Source organism: Ectothiorhodospira shaposhnikovii (assembly GCF_016584105.1).
Taxonomy (GTDB): Bacteria; Pseudomonadota; Gammaproteobacteria; order Ectothiorhodospirales; family Ectothiorhodospiraceae; genus Ectothiorhodospira; species Ectothiorhodospira shaposhnikovii.
In genome coordinates this window covers 46,476-65,887 of record NZ_NRSM01000007.1, presented here as the reverse complement: position 1 = coordinate 65,887, position 19,412 = coordinate 46,476, and the positions used below count along the sequence as shown (strand labels likewise).

12 protein-coding genes are annotated in these 19,412 nt (G+C 64.0%); 10 read left to right on the top strand and 2 right to left on the bottom strand.

Annotated elements, in window-relative coordinates:
* Window positions 1-108 precede the first annotated feature (108 nt).
* From gshA to CKO35_RS05630, 4 genes are all read left to right on the top strand, one after another.
* Window positions 109-1,680, top strand: a complete 1,572-nt coding sequence (gshA, locus tag CKO35_RS05645) for a glutamate--cysteine ligase (RefSeq protein ID WP_200173486.1) — start codon at window positions 109-111, stop codon at window positions 1,678-1,680.
* Window positions 1,681-1,866: 186 nt separating this feature from the next.
* Window positions 1,867-2,583 (top strand): ABC transporter ATP-binding protein, encoded by a 717-nt coding sequence (locus CKO35_RS05640; RefSeq protein ID WP_200173484.1) that lies wholly within the window; start codon window positions 1,867-1,869, stop codon window positions 2,581-2,583.
* Complete coding sequence (locus tag CKO35_RS05635) at window positions 2,583-4,946, top strand: ABC transporter permease (RefSeq protein ID WP_200173610.1); 2,364 nt, start codon at window positions 2,583-2,585, stop codon at window positions 4,944-4,946. Before CKO35_RS05640 ends, CKO35_RS05635 begins: the two co-directional genes overlap by 1 nt.
* A gap of 6 nt (window positions 4,947-4,952) precedes the next feature.
* The gene (locus CKO35_RS05630) at window positions 4,953-6,161 is read left to right on the top strand and encodes an efflux RND transporter periplasmic adaptor subunit (RefSeq protein WP_200173482.1); all 1,209 of its coding nucleotides are present in this window, start codon (window positions 4,953-4,955) and stop codon (window positions 6,159-6,161) included.
* Between the two features lie 21 nt (window positions 6,162-6,182).
* On the opposite strand, the gene CKO35_RS05625 is transcribed toward CKO35_RS05630, so the two are convergent.
* Window positions 6,183-8,603 carry a serine/threonine-protein kinase gene (locus CKO35_RS05625; RefSeq protein WP_200173480.1) on the bottom strand — a complete coding sequence of 807 codons (2,421 nt, stop codon included), beginning with the start codon at window positions 8,601-8,603 and terminating at the stop codon, window positions 6,183-6,185.
* A gap of 231 nt (window positions 8,604-8,834) precedes the next feature.
* Here CKO35_RS05625 and CKO35_RS05620 point away from each other — a divergent pair, with 231 nt between their 5' ends.
* The 3 genes from CKO35_RS05620 (at window position 8,835) to CKO35_RS05610 (ending at window position 14,092) form a co-directional block, all read left to right on the top strand.
* Window positions 8,835-9,827, top strand: a complete 993-nt coding sequence (locus CKO35_RS05620) for a glutathione S-transferase family protein (protein ID WP_200173478.1) — start codon at window positions 8,835-8,837, stop codon at window positions 9,825-9,827.
* Between the two features lie 69 nt (window positions 9,828-9,896).
* A complete protein-coding gene (locus CKO35_RS05615) occupies window positions 9,897-10,979 on the top strand; it encodes an efflux RND transporter periplasmic adaptor subunit (protein WP_338031753.1) in 1,083 nt (360 codons plus the stop codon).
* A complete protein-coding gene (locus CKO35_RS05610) occupies window positions 10,976-14,092 on the top strand; it encodes an efflux RND transporter permease subunit (RefSeq protein ID WP_200173476.1) in 3,117 nt (1,038 codons plus the stop codon). Before CKO35_RS05615 ends, CKO35_RS05610 begins: the two co-directional genes overlap by 4 nt.
* Before the next feature lie 24 nt (window positions 14,093-14,116).
* Here CKO35_RS05610 and msrB read toward each other — a convergent pair whose 3' ends face one another.
* Window positions 14,117-14,515 (bottom strand): peptide-methionine (R)-S-oxide reductase MsrB, encoded by a 399-nt coding sequence (gene msrB, locus CKO35_RS05605; protein WP_200173474.1) that lies wholly within the window; start codon window positions 14,513-14,515, stop codon window positions 14,117-14,119.
* 247 nt (window positions 14,516-14,762) lie between these two features.
* Between msrB and CKO35_RS05600 the strand changes: the two genes are divergently transcribed.
* The 3 genes from CKO35_RS05600 to CKO35_RS05590 are packed head-to-tail and all read left to right on the top strand — an operon-like array spanning window position 14,763 to window position 19,412.
* Complete coding sequence (locus tag CKO35_RS05600) at window positions 14,763-15,842, top strand: EAL domain-containing protein (protein WP_200173472.1); 1,080 nt, start codon at window positions 14,763-14,765, stop codon at window positions 15,840-15,842.
* Window positions 15,843-15,861: 19 nt separating this feature from the next.
* Window positions 15,862-17,235 carry a glycoside hydrolase 100 family protein gene (locus CKO35_RS05595; RefSeq protein WP_200173470.1) on the top strand — a complete coding sequence of 458 codons (1,374 nt, stop codon included), beginning with the start codon at window positions 15,862-15,864 and terminating at the stop codon, window positions 17,233-17,235.
* Complete coding sequence (locus tag CKO35_RS05590; RefSeq protein ID WP_200173468.1) at window positions 17,232-19,412, top strand: HAD-IIB family hydrolase; 2,181 nt, start codon at window positions 17,232-17,234, stop codon at window positions 19,410-19,412. The genes CKO35_RS05595 and CKO35_RS05590 overlap by 4 nt, the downstream gene beginning before the upstream one ends.

Sequence of the window (19,412 nt, the reverse complement as noted above, 5' to 3'; positions counted from 1 at the left end):
GTAGGGTGACTGATGTTCAGGGGGATTATGGGGCGGGCAAGATGGCCTTTCCAGTCCCGTGCTTAGTATGATCAGGACGTAGAGCACGGCTCCGATGGAGAACTGACGTTGTACACCACCTGTGAAACACGCCTGCGGCAGATCCTTGAACTGGGCGGCGCCCAGTGTCTGCGAGGCACCCGAATCGGCCTGGAAAAGGAAAGTCTGCGCGTCGATAAGGACGGCAGCATCGCCCAGACGCCCCATCCCACGGACCTTGGGGCAGCGCTCACCCACCCCTGGATCACCACCGACTATTCCGAGGCCCTGCTGGAATTCATTACCCCACCCTGTGAAACACCGGGCGAGGCCCTTGATTTTCTGCGGGATTTGCATGTCTTCACCTACCCCCGGATCGGCGAGGAGTTTCTCTGGGCCACCAGCATGCCCTGTGTGCTGGCGGGAGAGGCGGGGATACCCGTGGCCCGTTATGGTCACTCCAACGCGGGTCGCATGAAGACCATCTATCGTCTGGGGCTGGGCCATCGCTATGGACGGCTGATGCAGGTCATCGCCGGGGTGCATTTCAACTTTTCCATGGGTGAGTGTTTCTGGCCCATCTATCAGCAGGTGCTGGGGGCAGGGGGGGAGGACATCCGCCGGTTCCGTGACCAGGGCTACTTCGGCATGATCCGCAATCTCCAGCGCCTGGGATGGCTGATCCCCTACCTTTTCGGGGCCTCGCCGGCGGTGTGCCGATCTTTTCTTGCCGGCAGGCCCACCACGCTGGCGGAATTCGATGAGAGCACCTTTTTTGAGCCCTGGGCCACCAGTCTGCGCATGGGAGACATCGGCTATCAGAACCGCAAGGAGGAAGAAAGCGGCATCAAGGCAAACTATGACAGCCTGGAGGGGTATGTCCGTGGTCTTTCCCACGCCATCACCACGCCGTCGGCGGAATACGCCCGTATTGGCGTGGAGGTGGACGGAGAATATCGTCAGCTCAATGCCAATATCCTCCAGATTGAGAACGAGTACTACAGTACCGTGCGCCCCAAGCCCCTGACCGAGGGTGACGAGCGGCCCACCGTGGCGTTGCAGCGCCGGGGGGTGGCATATGTGGAGTTACGTTCGGTGGATGTGAATGCCTTTGATCCGCTGGGGGTCAATGAGTCGCAGCTGCGTTTTCTGGAGGCGTTCATGATCTTTGCCCTGTTGCTGGACAGCCCGCCCATCAGTGATGTGGAACGCTACGCCATTGATCATAACCAGAGCGCTACGGCTCACCGTGGCAGGGATCCTGCCCTGCGGCTACTGCGTGGCGGCGAGCAGGTCCCGTTGCGAGCCTGGGCGACTGAAGTGCTGGACCGTATGGCGCTCCTGTGCAGGGTGCTGGATGACGGACAGCCGTCACGGCCCTATTCGGCCTCGCTGGCCGAGCAGCAGGCCAAGGTGGCGGATGCCGGACTGACGCCCTCGGCCCGCATGCTGGCCCTCATGTGCGAGGCAGAGCATGGCTTCCACGAATTCGCCCGCCGGATGTCCCTGGCCCACGCCGCCTTTTTCCGTGATGTGGCCCCGGATCCGTCCCGGGAGGCCATGCTGGAGGCCGAGGCCCTGGCTTCCCTGGCGCGCCAGCGACGGATGGAGGCAGAGGATGACATCTCCTTCCCTGAATACCTGCGGCGCTATTTCCGTTAGGGCATCGCTGGAGCAGTTTCCTGCCGCCATTCCCGCGAATGGCGTGCAGAATGTTCAATCCGCGACTGGATTCCCGCTTTCGCGGGAATGCACCGGGGATGAGATGGAGGGGCGCTCCATGCATCCCTGGCTTGAGCGGGGTTCGGGTCCTGGGGATTTTTTGATCCACAAGCCGGTATTCACGGTATGAGCGGACATCGAGATGTGGTCTTCCAGGCCAGCGGGGTTACCAAGACCTACCTGATGGGCGAGGTCCGTATTCAGGCCCTGCGTGGTGTGGATCTGACCCTTTACGCCGGCGAACTGGTGGTGATGCTGGGGGCCTCGGGTTCCGGCAAGTCCACATTGCTCAATATCCTGGGGGGGCTGGATCATGCCGATGGCGGTGTGGTGCGTTACCGTGATCAGGATCTGGCCCATGCCGGTGACAAGGCTCTGACCGCCTACCGCCGTCATCACGTGGGTTTTGTCTTTCAGTTCTACAACCTCATCCCCAGTCTCACCGCGCGAGAGAATGTGGCGATCGTCACCGAGATTGCCCGTGACCCCATGACGCCCGACAGTGCGCTGTCGCTGGTGGGGCTGGAAGACCGCATGGATCATTTTCCCGCCCAGTTGTCCGGTGGTGAGCAGCAGCGGGTGGCCATTGCCAGGGCCATTGCCAAACGCCCCGATGTGCTGCTTTGCGATGAGCCCACGGGCGCCCTGGACTCCCGTACCGGTATCCGGGTGTTGCAGGTCATTCAGCAGATCAACCAGGAACTGGGCACCACCACGGCCGTGATCACCCACAATGCGGTCATCGGGGAGATGGCCGACCGGGTGGTGAGACTGGCCGATGGTCGTGTGCATTCCGTTGTGGAAAACCCGGCGCGTAAGTCTCCGGGACAGCTCCATTGGTGATGGGTCCCCTGAACCGCAAACTGCTGCGGGATCTGTCCCGGCTCAAGGGCCAGGTGGCCGCCATCGCGGTGGTGATTGCCGCCGGCGTCATGGTGCTGATCCTCGCCGTCACCACCCTGGATGCGCTGACCCTGTCCAAGGACCGGTTTTACGACCATTACCATTTCGCCGATGTCTTTGTGGAACTGAAACGGGCACCGGAAGGGCTTGCCCCTCGCCTGGAAGAGATCCCCGGCGTCAACCGGGTGCAGACCCGGATCAGGGCACCGGTACGCCTGGAAGTGCCGGGTTTCAATGAACCGGTACGGGGCATGATCCTTTCCGTGCCCGAGGGCCGCCAGCCGGCACTCAACCGCCTGCATCTGCGGCAGGGCGGCCTGCCCGAGCCGGGTCGGGCGGATCAGGTGGTCATCAGCGAACCGTTTGCCCAGGCCCATGACCTTCATCCCGGGGACATGCTCACCGCCATCATCAATGGCCGCCTGGAACGCCTCACCATCCGCGGTGTTGCCCTGTCCCCGGAGTTCATCTATCAGGTGGGCCCGGCCGATCTGTTGCCGGACTACCAGCGTTATGCGGTCCTGTGGATGAACCGCCGGGGGTTGGCCCAGGCGATGGACCTGGAGGGTGCCTTCAACAGTGTGCTGATCTCCCTGCAGGCCGGTGCGGTGGAGGCGGCGGTGATTGAGTCCCTTGACCGGCTTCTGGCCCCCCATGGCGGCATCGGCGCCGTGGGTCGGGAGGATCAGGTTTCCCATCGCTTCCTGTCGGAAGAGCTGGATCAGCTGCGTGTGATGGCGGTGATGCTGCCCAGCATTTTTCTGGGGGTGGCCGCCTTCCTGCTGAACATACTGATGGGACGCATTGTCCGGACCCAGCGCCAGCAGGTGGCCATTCTCAAGGCCTTTGGTTACGGGAATGGCGAGATTGCCGCCCATTTCGGCCTGCTGACCGGTTTGATCGTAGGGGTGGGCTGCATGCTGGGCATCGTATTGGGTGCTTGGTCCGCCGAGGCCCTGGCCGGAGTGTATGCGGAATATTACCGGTTTCCCGAAATGAGTTTCCGACTCCAGCTCCGGGTGATCCTGCTGGCCCTGGTGGTGGCGGCGGCGGCGGCCTTGGTGGGGACCTGGCGAGCGGTGAATCAGGCGGTCAGACTGCCGCCCGCACAGGCCATGCGTCCACCGTCACCGGTACGGTTCAGGCCTTCCTGGCTGGAGGGCTCGGCCCTGGGTCGCCATCTGTCCCAGCCCACCCGCATCATCGTGCGCAATCTGTCCCGTCACCGTTTCAAGGCCTTCATGTCCATGCTGGGCATCGCCCTCTCCGGTGGACTGCTGTTGCTGGGGAGTTATCAGTTCAACGCCGTGGACCATCTGCTCGACATCCAGTACCGGCTGGTGATGAAAATGGATCTGCACCTGAGTTTCACGGATCCCACTCCGGAGCGGGCCCTGGCCGAACTCAGGACCCTTCCGGGAGTGCGCTATGCGGAAGGGTATCGCAATGTGCCCGTGCGTCTGGTGCATGAGCGCCGGGAGTATCGCACCAGCATCCAGGGCATGGACGCCGAACCCCGGTTGCGCGGGTTGCTGGACCGGGATTTTCAGCCCCTGCGCCTGCCGCCGGAAGGACTGCTCCTGACCGATTATCTGGCGGATTATCTGGGGGTACGTCCCGGTGACGGGATTACCGTGGAAGTGCTGGAAGGTCATCGCCGAAGCCTTCAGGTTATTCTGGCGGGGACGGTGGAAGAACCCATCGGGGTCAGCGCCTACATGGAGCGTCGGGCCTTGAACCGTCTGATGGGGGAGGGCCCGGCCATCTCCGGGGCCTGGCTCATGGTGGACGGGCATGAGCGGGAGTCGTTGTTTGCCCGTCTGTGGGACATCCCCAGGGTGGCGGGGATCGGGATGATCGACGACTCTGAGCGTCAGTTTCGGGCGTATATGGAGGATACGGTGCTGGTCATGATGGGTATTCTGTTGCTGATGGCGGGTTCCATCACGTTTGCCGTGGTCTACAACAGTGCCCGCATTGCCTTCGCGGAGCGTGCGCGGGAACTGGCCACCCTGCGGGTGCTGGGCCTGAGTCGCGGCGAGGTCAGTTGGGTGCTGATCGGGGAAATGGCCCTGTTGACCCTGCTGGCCATCCCGATGGGTTGGCTGGTGGGTACGGGGTTCGCGTGGCTGTTGAATCAGGCCCTGAGCATGGACATGTTCAGGATACCGTTCATCATGACCCCGGCTACCTATGCCTTTTCTGCCGCCGGTGTACTGCTGGCGGCGGTGCTGTCGGTGCTGATGATCGCACGCAGGCTGGCCGGGCTGGATATGGTCAGCGCATTGAAGACCGATGAGTGAACTGTCATGCCTTTGTTCAAGAAGATCCTGATTCTCCTGACCGCCCTGTTCATTCTGGTTCTGCTGGGTCTGGCCTTGCGGCCGGCACCGATTCCGGTCAGTGCCGCCAGGGTGATTCAGGGTCCCTTCGTCGAATACGTGGAGGACGAAGGTCGTACCCGTCTGCGCAATCCCTACACGGTGACGGCCCCCATCAGCGGCCATTTGCGCCGGGTGATTCTGGAACCGGGTGATCCCGTTGACGCCGGTGATCCTCTGTTTCGGCTGGAACCCGCGCCGGCCCCGGGCCTGGATGTTCGCAGCCGGGAGCAGGCCCGGGAGGCTGTGGAGGTGGCCGCTGCCCGCCTGGCGGCGGCGAGGGCGGAACTGGAAGCGCGTCGTGCCGAAACCCGTCTGGCGCAGCAGGCGTATGAACGCAGTGATCGTCTGTTCATGCAATCCCAGATTGCCGCCGAAGAAAGGGACCGGCGCCTGGCGGAGCGGGATGCCGGCCTGGCGGCGGAGCGTGCCGCAAGGCACGGGGTGGAAGTGGCCGGCTTCGAGCTGGCCTCGGCGCGCCTGACCCTGGAGATCGCGGATGGACAGCGTGCCGGGGATGACATGCCGCTGGTGACCGTGCGTTCACCCATCAGCGGTGTGGTGACCCAGCGCCACCGACGGGACGAGGGGCCGGTGCAAACGGGGGAGCCGGTGCTGGAGCTCGGCAATCTGGATGATCTGGAGGTCAAGGTGGATCTGCTCTCCATGGAGGCCGTGCGTCTGCGCCCCGGCATGCGGGTCATTCTGGATCGATGGGGGGGGAGTGATGCCCTGGAAGGCACGGTACGAAGGGTTGAGCCGGCGGGATTTGAAAAGGTTTCGGCACTGGGCGTGGAGGAGCAGCGGGTCTATGTCTGGATCACTCTGGTTTCGCCTCGCGAACAGTGGCGGCACCTGGGGGATGGTTACCGGGTGGAGGCCAGGTTTGTGCTCTGGGAGGGGGACGATGTGATCCAGATTCCCTCGGGTGCCCTGTTCAGGCATCGGGATGCCTGGGCTGTCTTCACGGTGGAGGAGGGGCGGGCCCACCTGCGGCGGGTGGAAATCGGACGTCGCAGTGGTCTGTGGGCCCAGGTCCTGGAGGGGCTGGCTCCCGGAGAGAGCGTCATTGCCCATCCTGGGGACCGCATTCAGGACAATGGCCGGGTCCGGGCGGAATTCAGGGGTGTGCCATAGGGAGCACTCACCGTGCGGTACTCAGTCTCCGCCCAGGTAATTGTCCACAGCCTGATGGGGATTGAACTGCCCCTGCCTGGGAACTCTCCTGATGCTTTCGATACAGTCCCTCAGGGCCCTGGCCATTTGCCCACCGTTCTGGTAACGCAAGTCCGGATTTTTATTCAGCGCCTTTTTCACCATGACCTGAATCACCGGCCCGAGCTCGGGGCGCAGTTCCAGGACGTCCGTTGGCTGTGACTGGACAATCTGCGCTATCAGTTCAGCCAGGGTATTGGCCTTGAAGGGAAGCTCTCCCGTCAACAGCTGGTAAAGGCAGACTCCCAGCGAAAACAGGTCTGAGCGGGCATCCACCGATGCGCCCGTGGCCAGTTCGGGTGACATGAAGGCCGGTGTGCCCAGCAATGCACCACTGCGCGTCTTCGTGCGATCCGTGATGTTGGCGATACCAAAGTCCGTGATCTTGACTGTCTTGCCGTCGCGGTCGTAAATGATGTTGGCGGGTTTGATGTCGCGGTGAATGACCGCCTGTTCGTGGGCGTAGGACAGGCCTTCCGCCACCTGGGCACACACCTCCAGCACCTCGGGGATGGGCAGCAGGGTGTCCGGGCGGGTAAAGGCCTCCAGAGGGTCCCCCTCCAGGAAGTCCATGGCAATGAAGGCGAGATCGTGTTCTTCGCCCACATCATAGACCGTGACAATGTTGCGGTGGGCGAGACGGCCGGAGGCTTCGGCTTCTCGGAAAAAACGTCGTTTGGCCTCTTCCCGGATTTCCGGTTCAAACTCCCGGTTCAGGGCGAGGGTCTTGATGGCGACCTTGCGATTGATGTGAGGGTCTACCCCGAGGTAGACAATGCCCATGGCCCCCTTGCCCAGCTGTTTTTCGATCTGGTAACGGCCGATCATGGTCTTGTCATCCCCATCCTCGGACAACAGGAGTTCCTTACCCCCGCCTATGCGTTTCATGTCCCCCAGGCGTGGCTGTCGGGTGCCGATGAAGGGTTTCAGGCGTTCCAGCCGCTGGAAGGTATCCTGGAACCCCGCGCAGCGTTCATTCAGATGCTGGAAGACTTCCACCGCCCGGCCATACTGGCGTCGTCGCTCAAAGTCGCGACCCAGTTGGTACAGTTCTCCATTCAGTGGTTCCAGTTCCATCCGGCAACGCCGCAGTGCCGCGAATGACTGATCCAGGTGTCCCTGTTTTCGCAGTTGCGTGCCCAGCTGGAGCTGTGCTTCGGATGCCTCATGAAGATTCCTGGCCAGATAGCGAGTCAGCCGGGCATGGGCCAGCAAAAGTCCGGGTGCCAGACCGATGAGCAGGGCCGGGAGAATCAGGGGTAGCCACCAGCGGGCCACGGCCAGGGTCAATACATTGATCACCAGCAGACCCAGGATGGTGCCGAGCACGATCTGATCCCGCCTCGCCGGCGCGGCAACGGAAAGCCAGAGCAGGTAGATGCCCGCAAGCACCAGCAGCAAGCGCTCCAGAAGCAGGAATCCCCCGCCCACGCGAATGTAGCGGCCCTCATGCAAGGCGCCCGTGGTCCACGCCGTCCATGCAGCAGGGGGAAGTGTCAGGCCTTCATGGCTGATGAAGGGGGTTTGGCGGGGGTGATTCATGCCGATGACCACGGCACGCCCCTGGATGCTGGTTGCGGGGATTCTCATCTCCAGCAGGTCGGTCATTGTCCAGGTGTCCAGCGCCTTGCCGCGGGGGTCCCGTCGGGGAGGAATCACCCGCAGGGACAGGTCCGGTCCCAGCCCCACAAATTTATCGCCGATGTAGACACCCCTTCCCGGCTCCACCAGCAATGAGTGCGGGGTGTGCCCATCCAGTGTGGCGGCCAACCCGAGGGCCATGCCCGGGACATGGCCACCACGCACCGGCAGCAGGGCCAGATCCGGGGGGCGGGGGCGGTCCGCGGTGGGTACCACGGCAAGGGTGGCGGCTTCCGACAGGGGGGGTATCGGTATCCGGAGGTGGCTGTCGGCACCCGGCAGCACTGCGGGGCGCAGCAACGGCCGGAATATCGGCCAGTGGTACCAGGTCACGCGACCGGCCTGCATGCGCCCATAGGGGGGCGAGGCCTGGCCCGTGCCCCGATGGAGGGGGGCTGCGACGAGGGCATGGCCGTGCCTGGAAAGGGATTGGGCCAGAAGTCCGTCGGTATCCTGGTCAGGCAGGGGGGCATGAAAAGGGGTTTCGGGATAATCCAGGTCCAGGTGCAGACCGATGCCCGCGGCCCCCATGTCATGGAGCCTGTCCACGGCCTGGGCCAGGGTGGCCCTGGAGAAAGGGGCGTATTCCTGTATATCCTGGTCACGAATCTCGATCAGCGCGACATCCTTCAAATCGTCCGGGCGGGGCAGTAGCTGGGTGGCCATCCGATAAAAGCCGTGCTCGAAAGCGCGCATGGGCATCGAATAAGTCGCCAGCAGCATGATCAGAGTCAAACCGGCTATGAGTATGAGTACCCCGTTGTCGGGGAGGGTCGTTGACCGAAACAAGATTCGATGCGCTCCGCATGGATTGTCCTGTGCAGTATATAGCCCGCGTGGACCGGGAAGTCATCATTCCCCGGCTGACATCGACTGACGGTGCCTGAACGAACCCCGGGCACTCCGGTCACACATGGTGACACACTTTTGCATCAGCCCTTTTCCGGAGACGTCATGAGCCTTCTGATCAAGGGCCAGTTGCGCAGCGACTGGCTTTCCGAAGAAACCGAGGATGGTGAATTCATTCGCAAGGAATCCCGGTTCCGTCACTGGATCACCCCGGATGGCGAGCCTGGCCCCAGTGGCGAGGGCGGCTTTCCCGCGGAGCCCGGTCGCTATCATCTCTACGTTTCCCTGGCCTGTCCCTGGGCCCACCGCACCCTGATCTTCCGCGTCCTGAAGGGTCTGGAGGACGTTATCAGCATCTCGGTGGTGAACCCGTTCATGCTGGAGCAGGGCTGGAGCTTTCATTCCTGGCCGGGGGCGACGGAGGACCATGTCAACGGTTTTGAGTACCTGCATCAGGCCTACACCCTGGCGGACCCGGAGTACACCGGCATCGTCACCGTACCCACCCTCTGGGACCGTCATCGCCGGACCATCGTCAACAACGAGTCATCCGAAATCATCCGCATGTTCAACAGCGCCTTCGAGGCATGCACCGATCAGCATGCGGATTTCTATCCGGAGTCCCTGCGGGGGCAGATCGATGCTGTCAACCAAAGGATCTATGAGACGTTGAACAATGGTGTGTACCGGGCCGGGTTCGCCACCGAGCAGGCCGCCTATGAGCGGGCTTTCGACCGTCTGTTCGAGACTCTGGACTGGCTGGAGGAGCGCCTGTCACGGCAACGTTACCTGGTGGGCGACCGGATGACCGAGGCGGACTGGCGCCTGTTCACCACCCTGGTGCGCTTTGACGCGGTGTACTACGGCCATTTCAAGTGCAACCGGCAGCGCCTGGTGGATTATCCGAACCTGTGGGCGTACACCCGCGAGTTGTATCAGGTTCGGGGGGTGGCGGGGACCGTGAACATGGATCACATCAAGACCCATTACTACGGCAGTCATGAGCATCTCAATCCCGGTGGTATCATCCCCCGCGGCCCGGCGCTGGATTTCATGGCGCCCCACGGCCGTGATCATATTGACCCCCTTTCCCCATAGGGAGAAGGGCGTTTCTTGACTCCCTTCTCCCCTGGGGGGCGAAGGGTTCGATTCTGTCGAGGACTGAACGTGACTGGAAAGAAATTGATCGCCCCGGGCATCCTGAGCCTGGCCATCCTGGCGGGAGCGGCCTATGTGATGCTGGCGGATCATACTGCCGCGCCGCCCCAGGCCGGAGGCTCCCAGGGCTCGGTACCGGTGGTGGTCGCCCCCGTTGCCCAGCGCTACTTCGAAACCAGTCTGGAATCCCTCGGTACCGCCCGCGCCAATGAGTCGGTGGAGATCACCGCACGCATCACTTCGCCGGTGGAGAGCATCGAATTCAGCGACGGTCAGCGGGTAACCCGGGGCCAGGTACTGGTGCGCCTGGCGGCCGCCGAGGAGATGGCCGAGGCCCGCGAACGGCAGGTCAGCGTGGAGGAACAGCGTCGGGAACTGGAGCGCATCCGTGGCCTGGTGGCCGACCGCAACCTGCCCCGGCAGCGCCTGGACGAGCAGCAATCCCGCCTGAGCGAGGCCCAGGCCCGGCTGGAGGCGGCCCAGGTCCGGGTGGCCGACCGGGTGATCCGTGCCCCCTTCGACGGTATGGTGGGTTTTCGTCGCGTCAGCCTCGGTGCCCTGGTGGCGCCGGGTACCGTCATCACCACCCTGGATGACATCAGCGTCATCAAGCTGGACTTCAGCGTGCCGGAAACCTTCCTGCCCGGGGTGGCCTCGGGACAGCGCATCGAGGCTCGCAGCGCCGCCTACCGGGATCGCACCTTCCAGGGTGAGGTCACCAGCGTGGACACCCGGGTCGACCCCGGCACCCGTGCCGCCATGGTGCGCGCCGCCATCCCCAACCCCGACGGCGCCCTGCGCCCCGGCATGCTCCTGACCGTCACCCTGGTCAAGGACCAGATGGAATCCCTGTCCATTCCCGAGTCGGCCCTGATGCAGGTGAGGGATCAGCACTACGTCTTCGTGGTCACCGACGAGGACCGGGTGCGTCGACAGGATGTGGAGGCCGGTCGCCGGGTACCCGGCTATGTGGAGATCCTGAAAGGCCTGGAAGCCGGGACCCGGGTGGTCCAGGAAGGCACGGTCCGCATCCGCCCCGGCAGTGCCGTGGAGGTGGTGCGTGAATATCAGCGCGACGGTGGCCGCTCATGATCCTTTCCGATGTTGCCAACCGCCGGCCGGTCCTGGCCGTGGTGATCAGCCTGTTGCTGGTCACCTTCGGGGTGTTGTCCTTTGATCGTCTGCCCCTGAGGGAGTATCCGGACATCAACCCGCCGGTGGTGACGGTGCAGACCGATTACCGGGGCGCCAACGCCGCCATCATTGAGACCAAGATCACCCAGCTCATCGAGGACCGTGTCAGCGGCATCGAGGGGATCAAGTGGATCTCCTCGGAGAGCATCGACGGCCAGTCCCGCCTCACCATCGAATTCCAGATCAACCGGGACATCGACGCCGCCGCCAACGACGTGCGCGAGGCGGTGGCCCGGGTGTTGCGTCAGTTGCCGGACGAGGCGGACCCGCCCCAAGTGTTCAAGGCGGATACCAACGCCGATCCCATCATGTGGCTCAATCTGGCCAGCGAACACATGGACGGCCTGCAGCTTACTGATTATGCCGAGCGCTACCTGGTGGACCGCCTGTCCACAGTGGACGGGGTGGCCCTGATCCGGATCGGTGGTGCCAAGCGCTATGCCATGCGCATCTGGCTGGACCGGGAGGCCCTGGCCGCCCGCGGCCTGACGGTGGAGGACGTGGAGTCCGCCCTGCGGCGGGAAAACGTGGAACTCCCCGCCGGACGGGTGGACTCCCTGCAGCGGGAGTTCAACGTGCGACTGGCCCGAGGCTATCAGAGCGCCGACGATTTTGCTCGTCTGGTGATCCGGCGCGGGGATGACGGCCACCTGGTGCGCCTGGGGGAGGTGGCCCGGGTGGCGGTGGGGCCGGAGAACGATCGTACCGAACTGCGGGGTAACGGCGAGGACATGGTGGGCCTGGGGATCATCCAGCAATCCACCGCCAACACCCTGGCGGTGTCCCAGGCGGTGCGGGCGGAAGTGGACCTGATCAACCCCACCTTGCCCGAAGGCACCCGCATCGCCATGAGCTATGACACCTCGGTGTTCATCGACGGTGCCATCAAGGAGGTGTTCACCACCCTGTTCATCGCCATGATGGTGGTGATCCTGGTGATCTACCTGTTCCTGGGCAGCGTGCGGGCCATGCTGGTGCCGGCGGTGACCGTGCCGGTCTCCCTCACGGCGGCCTTCATCGCCCTCTACGCCCTGGGCTTTTCCGTCAACCTGCTCACCCTGCTGGCGCTGGTGCTGGCCATCGGCCTGGTGGTGGATGATGCCATCGTGGTGCTGGAGAATATCCATCGGCGCATCGAGGCCGGCGAGCCGCCCCTGCTGGCGGCCTACCGGGGGGCACGGCAGGTGGGCTTTGCGGTGGTGGCCACCACGCTGGTGCTCATCTCCGTGTTTGTGCCCCTGGCCTTCCTGGAGGGCAATATCGGGCGCTTGTTCACCGAGTTCGCCCTGGCCATGGCGGCGGCGGTGGCCTTTTCCAGCATCGTGGCCCTGACCCTGTCGCCGGTGATGTGTGCCCGCCTGATCCGCAAGGATACCGGCAGGACCGGCCTGAATCATGTCATGGCGGTGACCTTTGATCGTCTGTCGGCCCTCTACGGCAAGGCCCTGCGGGGTTCCCTCAAGGTGCCGGTGGTGACCGGGGTGGTCATGGTGGCCATGCTGGTGGCCATCATCAGTCTGGTCGAGCGCATCCCCAACGAATACGCCCCGCCGGAAGACCGGGGGGCCTTCTTCGTCCTGGTGGACGGCCCGGAAGGGGCGGGTTACGAGCACATGCAGTCCCAGATGCGCCAGGTGGAGGCCCGGCTCATGCCCCTGATCGAATCCGGCGAGGCCATCCGGGTGCTGGCCCGCACCCCGCGGGGCTTCGGCGGCGCGGAGGCGGTGAACAATGGTTTCGGCATCGTGGTGCTGTCTCACTGGAATGACCGTGAGCGCTCTGCCTGGGAAATCATGAGCGCCCTGTCCGCCGAACTGGCCCAGATCCCGGACGTGCGCGCCATCACCGTCATGCGTCAGGGGTTGGGCGGGCGTCGGGTGGGTCAGCCGGTCCAGTTCGTCATCGGTGGTCCCAGTTACGACGAACTGGTGCAATGGCGGGATCTGATCATCGAGCGGGCCTCGGAAAACCCCAACCTGAGAAACCTGGATTCCGATTTCAAGGAAACACGGCCCCAGCTGATGGTGACCATCGACAAGGACCGGGCGGCGGATCTGGGGGTGTCCTTCGAGAGCATCGGCCGGACTCTGGAAACGGTGCTGGGCTCGCGGCGGGTGACCACCTACATCGATCGTGGCGAGGAGTATGACGTGATCCTGGAAGGGATCCCCGGTCAGCGCCAGACCCCCGACGACATCCGCAACATCTATGTGCGCTCCACTACCACGGGGGCGCTGATCCCCCTGTCCAACGTGGTGAGTTTCGTGGAACAGGCGGACGCGGCCACCTTGAGCCGCTACAACCGCATGCGCGCCATCACCATCACCGCGGGTATGGCCCCGGGTTACACCCTGGGGGAGGCCCTGGAGTACCTGGAGCGTATCGCCGCGGAGGAACTGCCGGCGGAGGCACGCATCGACTACAAGGGTGAGTCCCTGGAGTTCAAGGAGGCGGGTGGCGCCATCCTGTTCATCTTCGTGCTGGCCCTGGTGGTGGTGTTTCTGGTGCTGGCGGCCCAGTTCGAGAGCTTCGTCCAGCCGGCGGTGATCCTCACCACCGTGCCGCTGGCGGTGGTGGGGGCGCTGGTGGGACTGCTGCTGACCGGCCAGACCCTCAACATCTACAGCCAGATCGGGATCGTCATGCTCATCGGTCTGGCGGCCAAGAACGGCATTCTGATCGTGGAGTTCACCAACCAGTTGCGGGATACCGGACGTGAGTTCCGGGAAGCCCTGGTGGAGGCGGCGCAGATCCGGCTACGGCCGGTGCTGATGACGGCCTTCACCACGGTGATGGGCACCCTGCCGCTGATCCTGGCCAGTGGTCCGGGTGCGGAGAGCCGGTTCGTGATCGGCACCGTGGTGTTTGCCGGCGTGCTGTTCGCCACCCTGTTCACCCTGTTCGTGGTACCGGTGGCCTATCAGACCCTGGCCCGCAACACCACCTCGCCGGGCGAGACCGGGCGGCGCATCGACGAACTGGATCGGCAACATGGGGAAGCCGGGGTGTAGTCGAGGTACCGGGGAGAAGGGGGGTTATTCCGCCCCCTGAAACCGCAACGCCGCCGAGTTGATGCAGTAGCGCAGCCCGGTCGGCGGTGGGCCGTCCTCGAACACATGCCCCAGGTGGGCATCGCAGCCGGCGCAGCGCACCTCCACCCGGGTCATGAACAGGCTGCGGTCCTCATGCCGTTCCAGGGCCGACTCACTCACCGGCTGCCAGTAGCTGGGCCAGCCGCTGCCCGAGTCGTACTTGTGATCACTGCTGAACAGGGGGGCATCACAGCAGATGCAGTGATACACCCCGGCACCCTTGTGGTCATGGAAACAGCCAGTGAAGGCCCGTTCCGTGCCCGCCTCCCGGGTGACGCGGTACTGCTCCGGCGTCAGTTCGGCACGCCACCGGGCCTCGGACTTGCTCACCTTCTCGTTCATGGTGCAGGCACCTCGTCGTTTTTTGATCCCCATCGGGGATCGGTTATGATCATATCGCCACGCTTACCTCCCTCCGTAACAGAGAGGCCCCCGCCCTTCTCTGGGGGGAGAAGGGCGGGGATGAGGGGGAGCCTGTTCACGGTGATCCGTCGGGACCTTTCTCCGGAAGGGAAGGCGCGGTAAGTGTTCATCACGTTACATTGGGACAATCCCGGATGGGAAACGATTCCCTGCAGAGGTGTCTGCCATGACGTGCCAAGATTGCCAGGTCGTCGAGCGTTGTACCCCGGGGCCGGGGCGGCTCTATCTGGCGCCGTTCCTGTCTCACACCCTCAAAAAACTCCTCAGACACTTGCAGACCCGCGGCTATCCGGTTCACAACGGCATCGAGGGGGTATTGGAGGTCCGGCTGGATGACGGTGATCTGCAGCCGCTGGCCTATCTGCTGCGGGATCTCATGAGCGAGACCGAGATAGGGGATTGTCAGGCAGTCCTGTTGCCCCGGGATCAGTCCTTCGGCATCACCCATCTCCCCCGCACCCAGACCCTTCACTCCCTTCTGGCCCGGGCCTGCGGCGGCTGGCTGGTGGACATCATCGAATCGGAAAGCCTGCTGTTCCATTTTCAGCCCATCGTCCACACCCGGTGCCCGGATCAGGTCTTTGCCTACGAATCCCTCATGCGTGGACAGCTCCCCGGTGAGAACCCGCTTATCTATCCGGTCCGCCTCCTGGACCAGGCCCGAGCCGCCCGGCTCATGTTCCAGCTCGACCGGGTGGCGCGTATCAATGCCATCCGTCAGGCGATCGAACATGATATTCGCTGCAACATCTTCATCAATTTCAATCCCTCCGCCATCTACGATCCGGCCTACTGTCTCCAGACCACCCTGAATGAAATCCATCGGCTCGGTGCCGATCCGCAGCGTTTCGTGTTCGAGGTGGTGGAGACCGAGGCCGTGTCCGACACCGCCCACCTGCGCCGGATCGTGGATTTCTATCGCGACGCCGGATTTCGCGTGGCCCTTGATGATCTGGGTGCCGGCTATGCCTCCCTCAACCTGTTGACGGAGTTGCGTCCGGACTTCGTGAAGTTTGATCGTGCTATGGTGAAAGGGATCGACCAGGACCCCTTTCGGCAGAAGGTGCTGGCCAAGCTGATCGAAATGGCTGGCGATCTGGCCATTTCCACCATTGCCGAAGGGGTGGAAAACCGCGCCGAATGGGACTGGCTGCGTGGCCGGCGGGTGGACTATGTACAGGGCTATCTGTTCGCCCGTCCGGCGACACCGCCGCCGGCCCCCGAGGTGCCCGAAGATCCGAGATGACGACGAGGGAGACCCCCGCTTGACCGACCCCATCAGCTCCGCCTACCGCCTCCTTGAGGCCTCCCAGGTGCACTACCAGGGCCGGGTGGTCGGCACCATCGCCAGCCTGGATGCACAAGCCCCCGCCGAGAATTACGCCGACTGCTTCGTCCGGGATTTCGTCCCCTCCGGCCTGGTGTTCCTGCTGGACGGTCGCCACGACATTGTCCGCGACTTTCTGGCCCTGGTGCTCAAGCTGCGGGATCAGCAGGAAGAGGTGGAGGGTCACCGGGCGGTGGCCAAGGTGATGCCCGCCAGTTTCCGGGTGCTGTGCAACGAGGCCGGGGAGGAGGAGATCCACACCGATTTCGGTGACCGGGCCATCGGCCGGGTGGCACCGGTGGATTCCATGATGTGGTGGCTGATCCTGCTGGTGGCCTATGAGCGGGTCAGCGGAGATACCGCCTTCACCCGTTCCCCGGAGTGCCGGCGGGGCGTGCGCATGATCCTCAACATCTGCCTGCAGGATCGGTTCGAGATCTTCCCGACCCTGCTGGTGCCCGACGGCTCGTTCATGATCGACCGGCGCATGGGGGTCTACGGTCACCCCCTGGAAATCCAGTCCCTGTTCTTCGGCGCTTTGCGGGCGGCCCTGGAACTGCTGGACCCGGAAGACGCGGAAAGCCAGGCCATCCATCAGCAGTCGTGCAAGCGTCTGGACCAGCTCACCGAGTACGTGCGCCACTATTACTGGCTGGACGAGGACCGGCTCAACCGGATCCATCGCTACCGTACCGAGATCTTCGGCCATGATTCGGAGAATGCCCTGAACATCCATCCGGAGAGCATCCCCGCCTGGGTCAGCGACTGGTTGCCTCCGCAGACCGGCTACCTGGTGGGCAACCTGGGACCGGGGCGGATGGATTTTCGCTTCTTTTCCCTGGGCAACCTGCTGGCGGTGCTGTTCGATCTGGCGGACCCGGAGCAGGGGCGGCGCATCATGGCCCTGTTCGACCAGCGCTGGAGCGATCTGGCGGGGATGATGCCGGTGAAGATCTGTTTCCCCGCCATGGAAGGGGATGAATGGCGGCTGATGACCGGTTCCGATCCCAAGAATATCCCCTGGTCCTATCACAACGGCGGCAACTGGCCGGCCCTGCTGTGGGCCTTCGTCGCCGCCGCCCTCCACGCCGGGCGGGAAGACCTGGCCCGCCGCGCCCATGACACCGCCGCCCCCCGCCTCTACGCCAACGGCTGGCCCGAATACTACGACGGGCGCAACGGCCGTCTCATCGGCCGCCGCTCCAACTTCAATCAGACCTGGTCGGCCACCGCGCTGATCCTGTCACACAAGTTCATCGAGGACCCGTCCACCCTGGACGTCTTGAGCCTCAAGGGATACGAGAAACGATGAAGAAAACCCAAAGCAAGGCCCGTCAGGGCGAGGGCCTGTACATCGTCCTGATCAGCATCCACGGCCTGGTCCGTGGGGATGAGCTGGAACTGGGGCGGGATGCCGACACCGGCGGACAGATCAAGTACGTGGTGGAACTGGCCCGTGCCCTGGGCGCCCATCCTGAAGTGGGGCGCGTCGATCTGCTCACCCGTCGGGTGGTGGACAACCGGGTTTCCGACGACTACGCCCAGCCGGAGGAAGACCTGGGCAACGGGGTGCGGATCATCCGCCTGGACTGCGGCCCGCGCCGTTACCTGCGCAAGGAAAATCTCTGGCCCTATCTGGACTGCTTTGCCGACAACGCCATCAAGCACATCCGCCAGGTGGGTCTGATGCCGGACGTGGTGCATGGCCACTATGCCGATGCCGGGCACGTGGCGGTGCGGGTGGCCAACCTGATGGGGGTGCCGCTGGTGCAGACCGGTCATTCCCTGGGTCGGGTCAAGCGGGAGCGCCTGCTGGAGAAGGGTGCCACGGCGGATGAGATCGAGCGCCGCTACCACATTGGTCGCCGCATCGAGGCCGAGGAGGAAGTCCTGGGCAACGCCTACATGGTCATTGCCAGCACCCGGCAGGAGGTGGAGGAACAATATGCCCTCTACGACCATTACCGCCCGGAACGCATGGTGGTGATTCCGCCGGGCACGGACCTGAGCCGTTTCCATCCCCCCCGGGCCCGCGCTCCCCGTCCGTCCATTTACCAGACCCTGCGGCGCTTTCTCAAGGATCCGGACAAGCCCATGATCATGACCCTGTCCCGACCCGATGAGCGCAAGAACATTCCCACCCTGGTCAAGGCCTATGCCGAACACCCGGAACTGCGCAAGATCGCCAATCTGGTCATCGTCGCCGGTAACCGGGACAGCATCCGCGAGATGGACAAGGGACCGAGGGATGTCCTCACCGAGGTGATGATGCTCATCGATGACCATGACCTCTACGGCTCCGTGGCCTTCCCCAAGCATCACGCGGCCGACGACGTGCCCGATCTCTACCGTCTGGTGACCCGCACCCGGGGCGTCTTCGTCAATCCGGCCCTGACCGAACCCTTCGGTCTGACCCTGATCGAGGCGTCCGCCAGCGGCGCCCCCATCGTGGCCACGGAAGACGGCGGTCCCCGGGACATCCTGGCCCACTGCAACAACGGGGAACTGGTGCATCCCCTGGACAGCCGGGCCATGGCGGAGGCCATCCACGGCATCCTCGTTGATTCCGACCGCTGGAAGCGCCTGTCCGACAACGGTCTCAAGGGAGTGCGTCGGCACTATGCCTGGGAAGGTCACGCGGACAGCTACACCAAGCGGCTCAAGGGGCTGCGCCGGGAGGCCAGCCGCCATCGCCGGGGGCAGCAGCGTCTCTCCGGCAAGCTGTCCCAGGCGGACCGGGCGCTGATTTCCGACATCGACAACACCCTGCTGGGTGACCGGGCCTCCCTGCGGGTGATGCTGCAACGGCTCAAGGAGCGGGGCAGGGGGGTGGCCTTCGGTATTGCCACCGGTCGTCGCCTGGATTCGGCCATCCAGGTGCTCAAGGAATGGGGCGTGCCCACGCCGGACGTGATGATCACCTCCGTGGGCGCCGAGATCCATTACGGCCCGGAGATGACCGAGGACCAGGGTTGGTCCCGCCACATTGATCACCGCTGGAACCCGGAGACCCTGCGCCGTCTGTTGCTGGACCTGCCGGGCATCACCCTGCAGCCGGCGGAGGATCAGCGCCGCCACAAGCTCAGCTTCTTCGTCGACCCGGCCAAGGCCCCCGGCATGAAGGAGATCGAGCGACTGCTGCATCAGGAAGATCTGCACGCCAACATCATCTATTCCCATGACCATTTCCTGGACCTGCTGCCGGTGCGGGCCTCCAAGGGTTTTGCCGTGCGCTACTTCGCCGACAAGTGGGGCATCCCCCTGGACCATACCCTGGTGGCGGGGGATTCGGGCAATGACGAGGACATGCTGCGGGGCAGTACCCTGGGCGTGGTGGTCGGCAATCACCAGCCCGAACTGGAGCATCTTTACAGTTTCCAGCGGGTGTACTTCGCCGATGCCACCCATGCGGGCGGCATCGCGGAGGCCTTCGATCACTACGACTTCTTCGGTCGCTGCGGGGTGCCCGGGGATGACGATGAGGAGTGA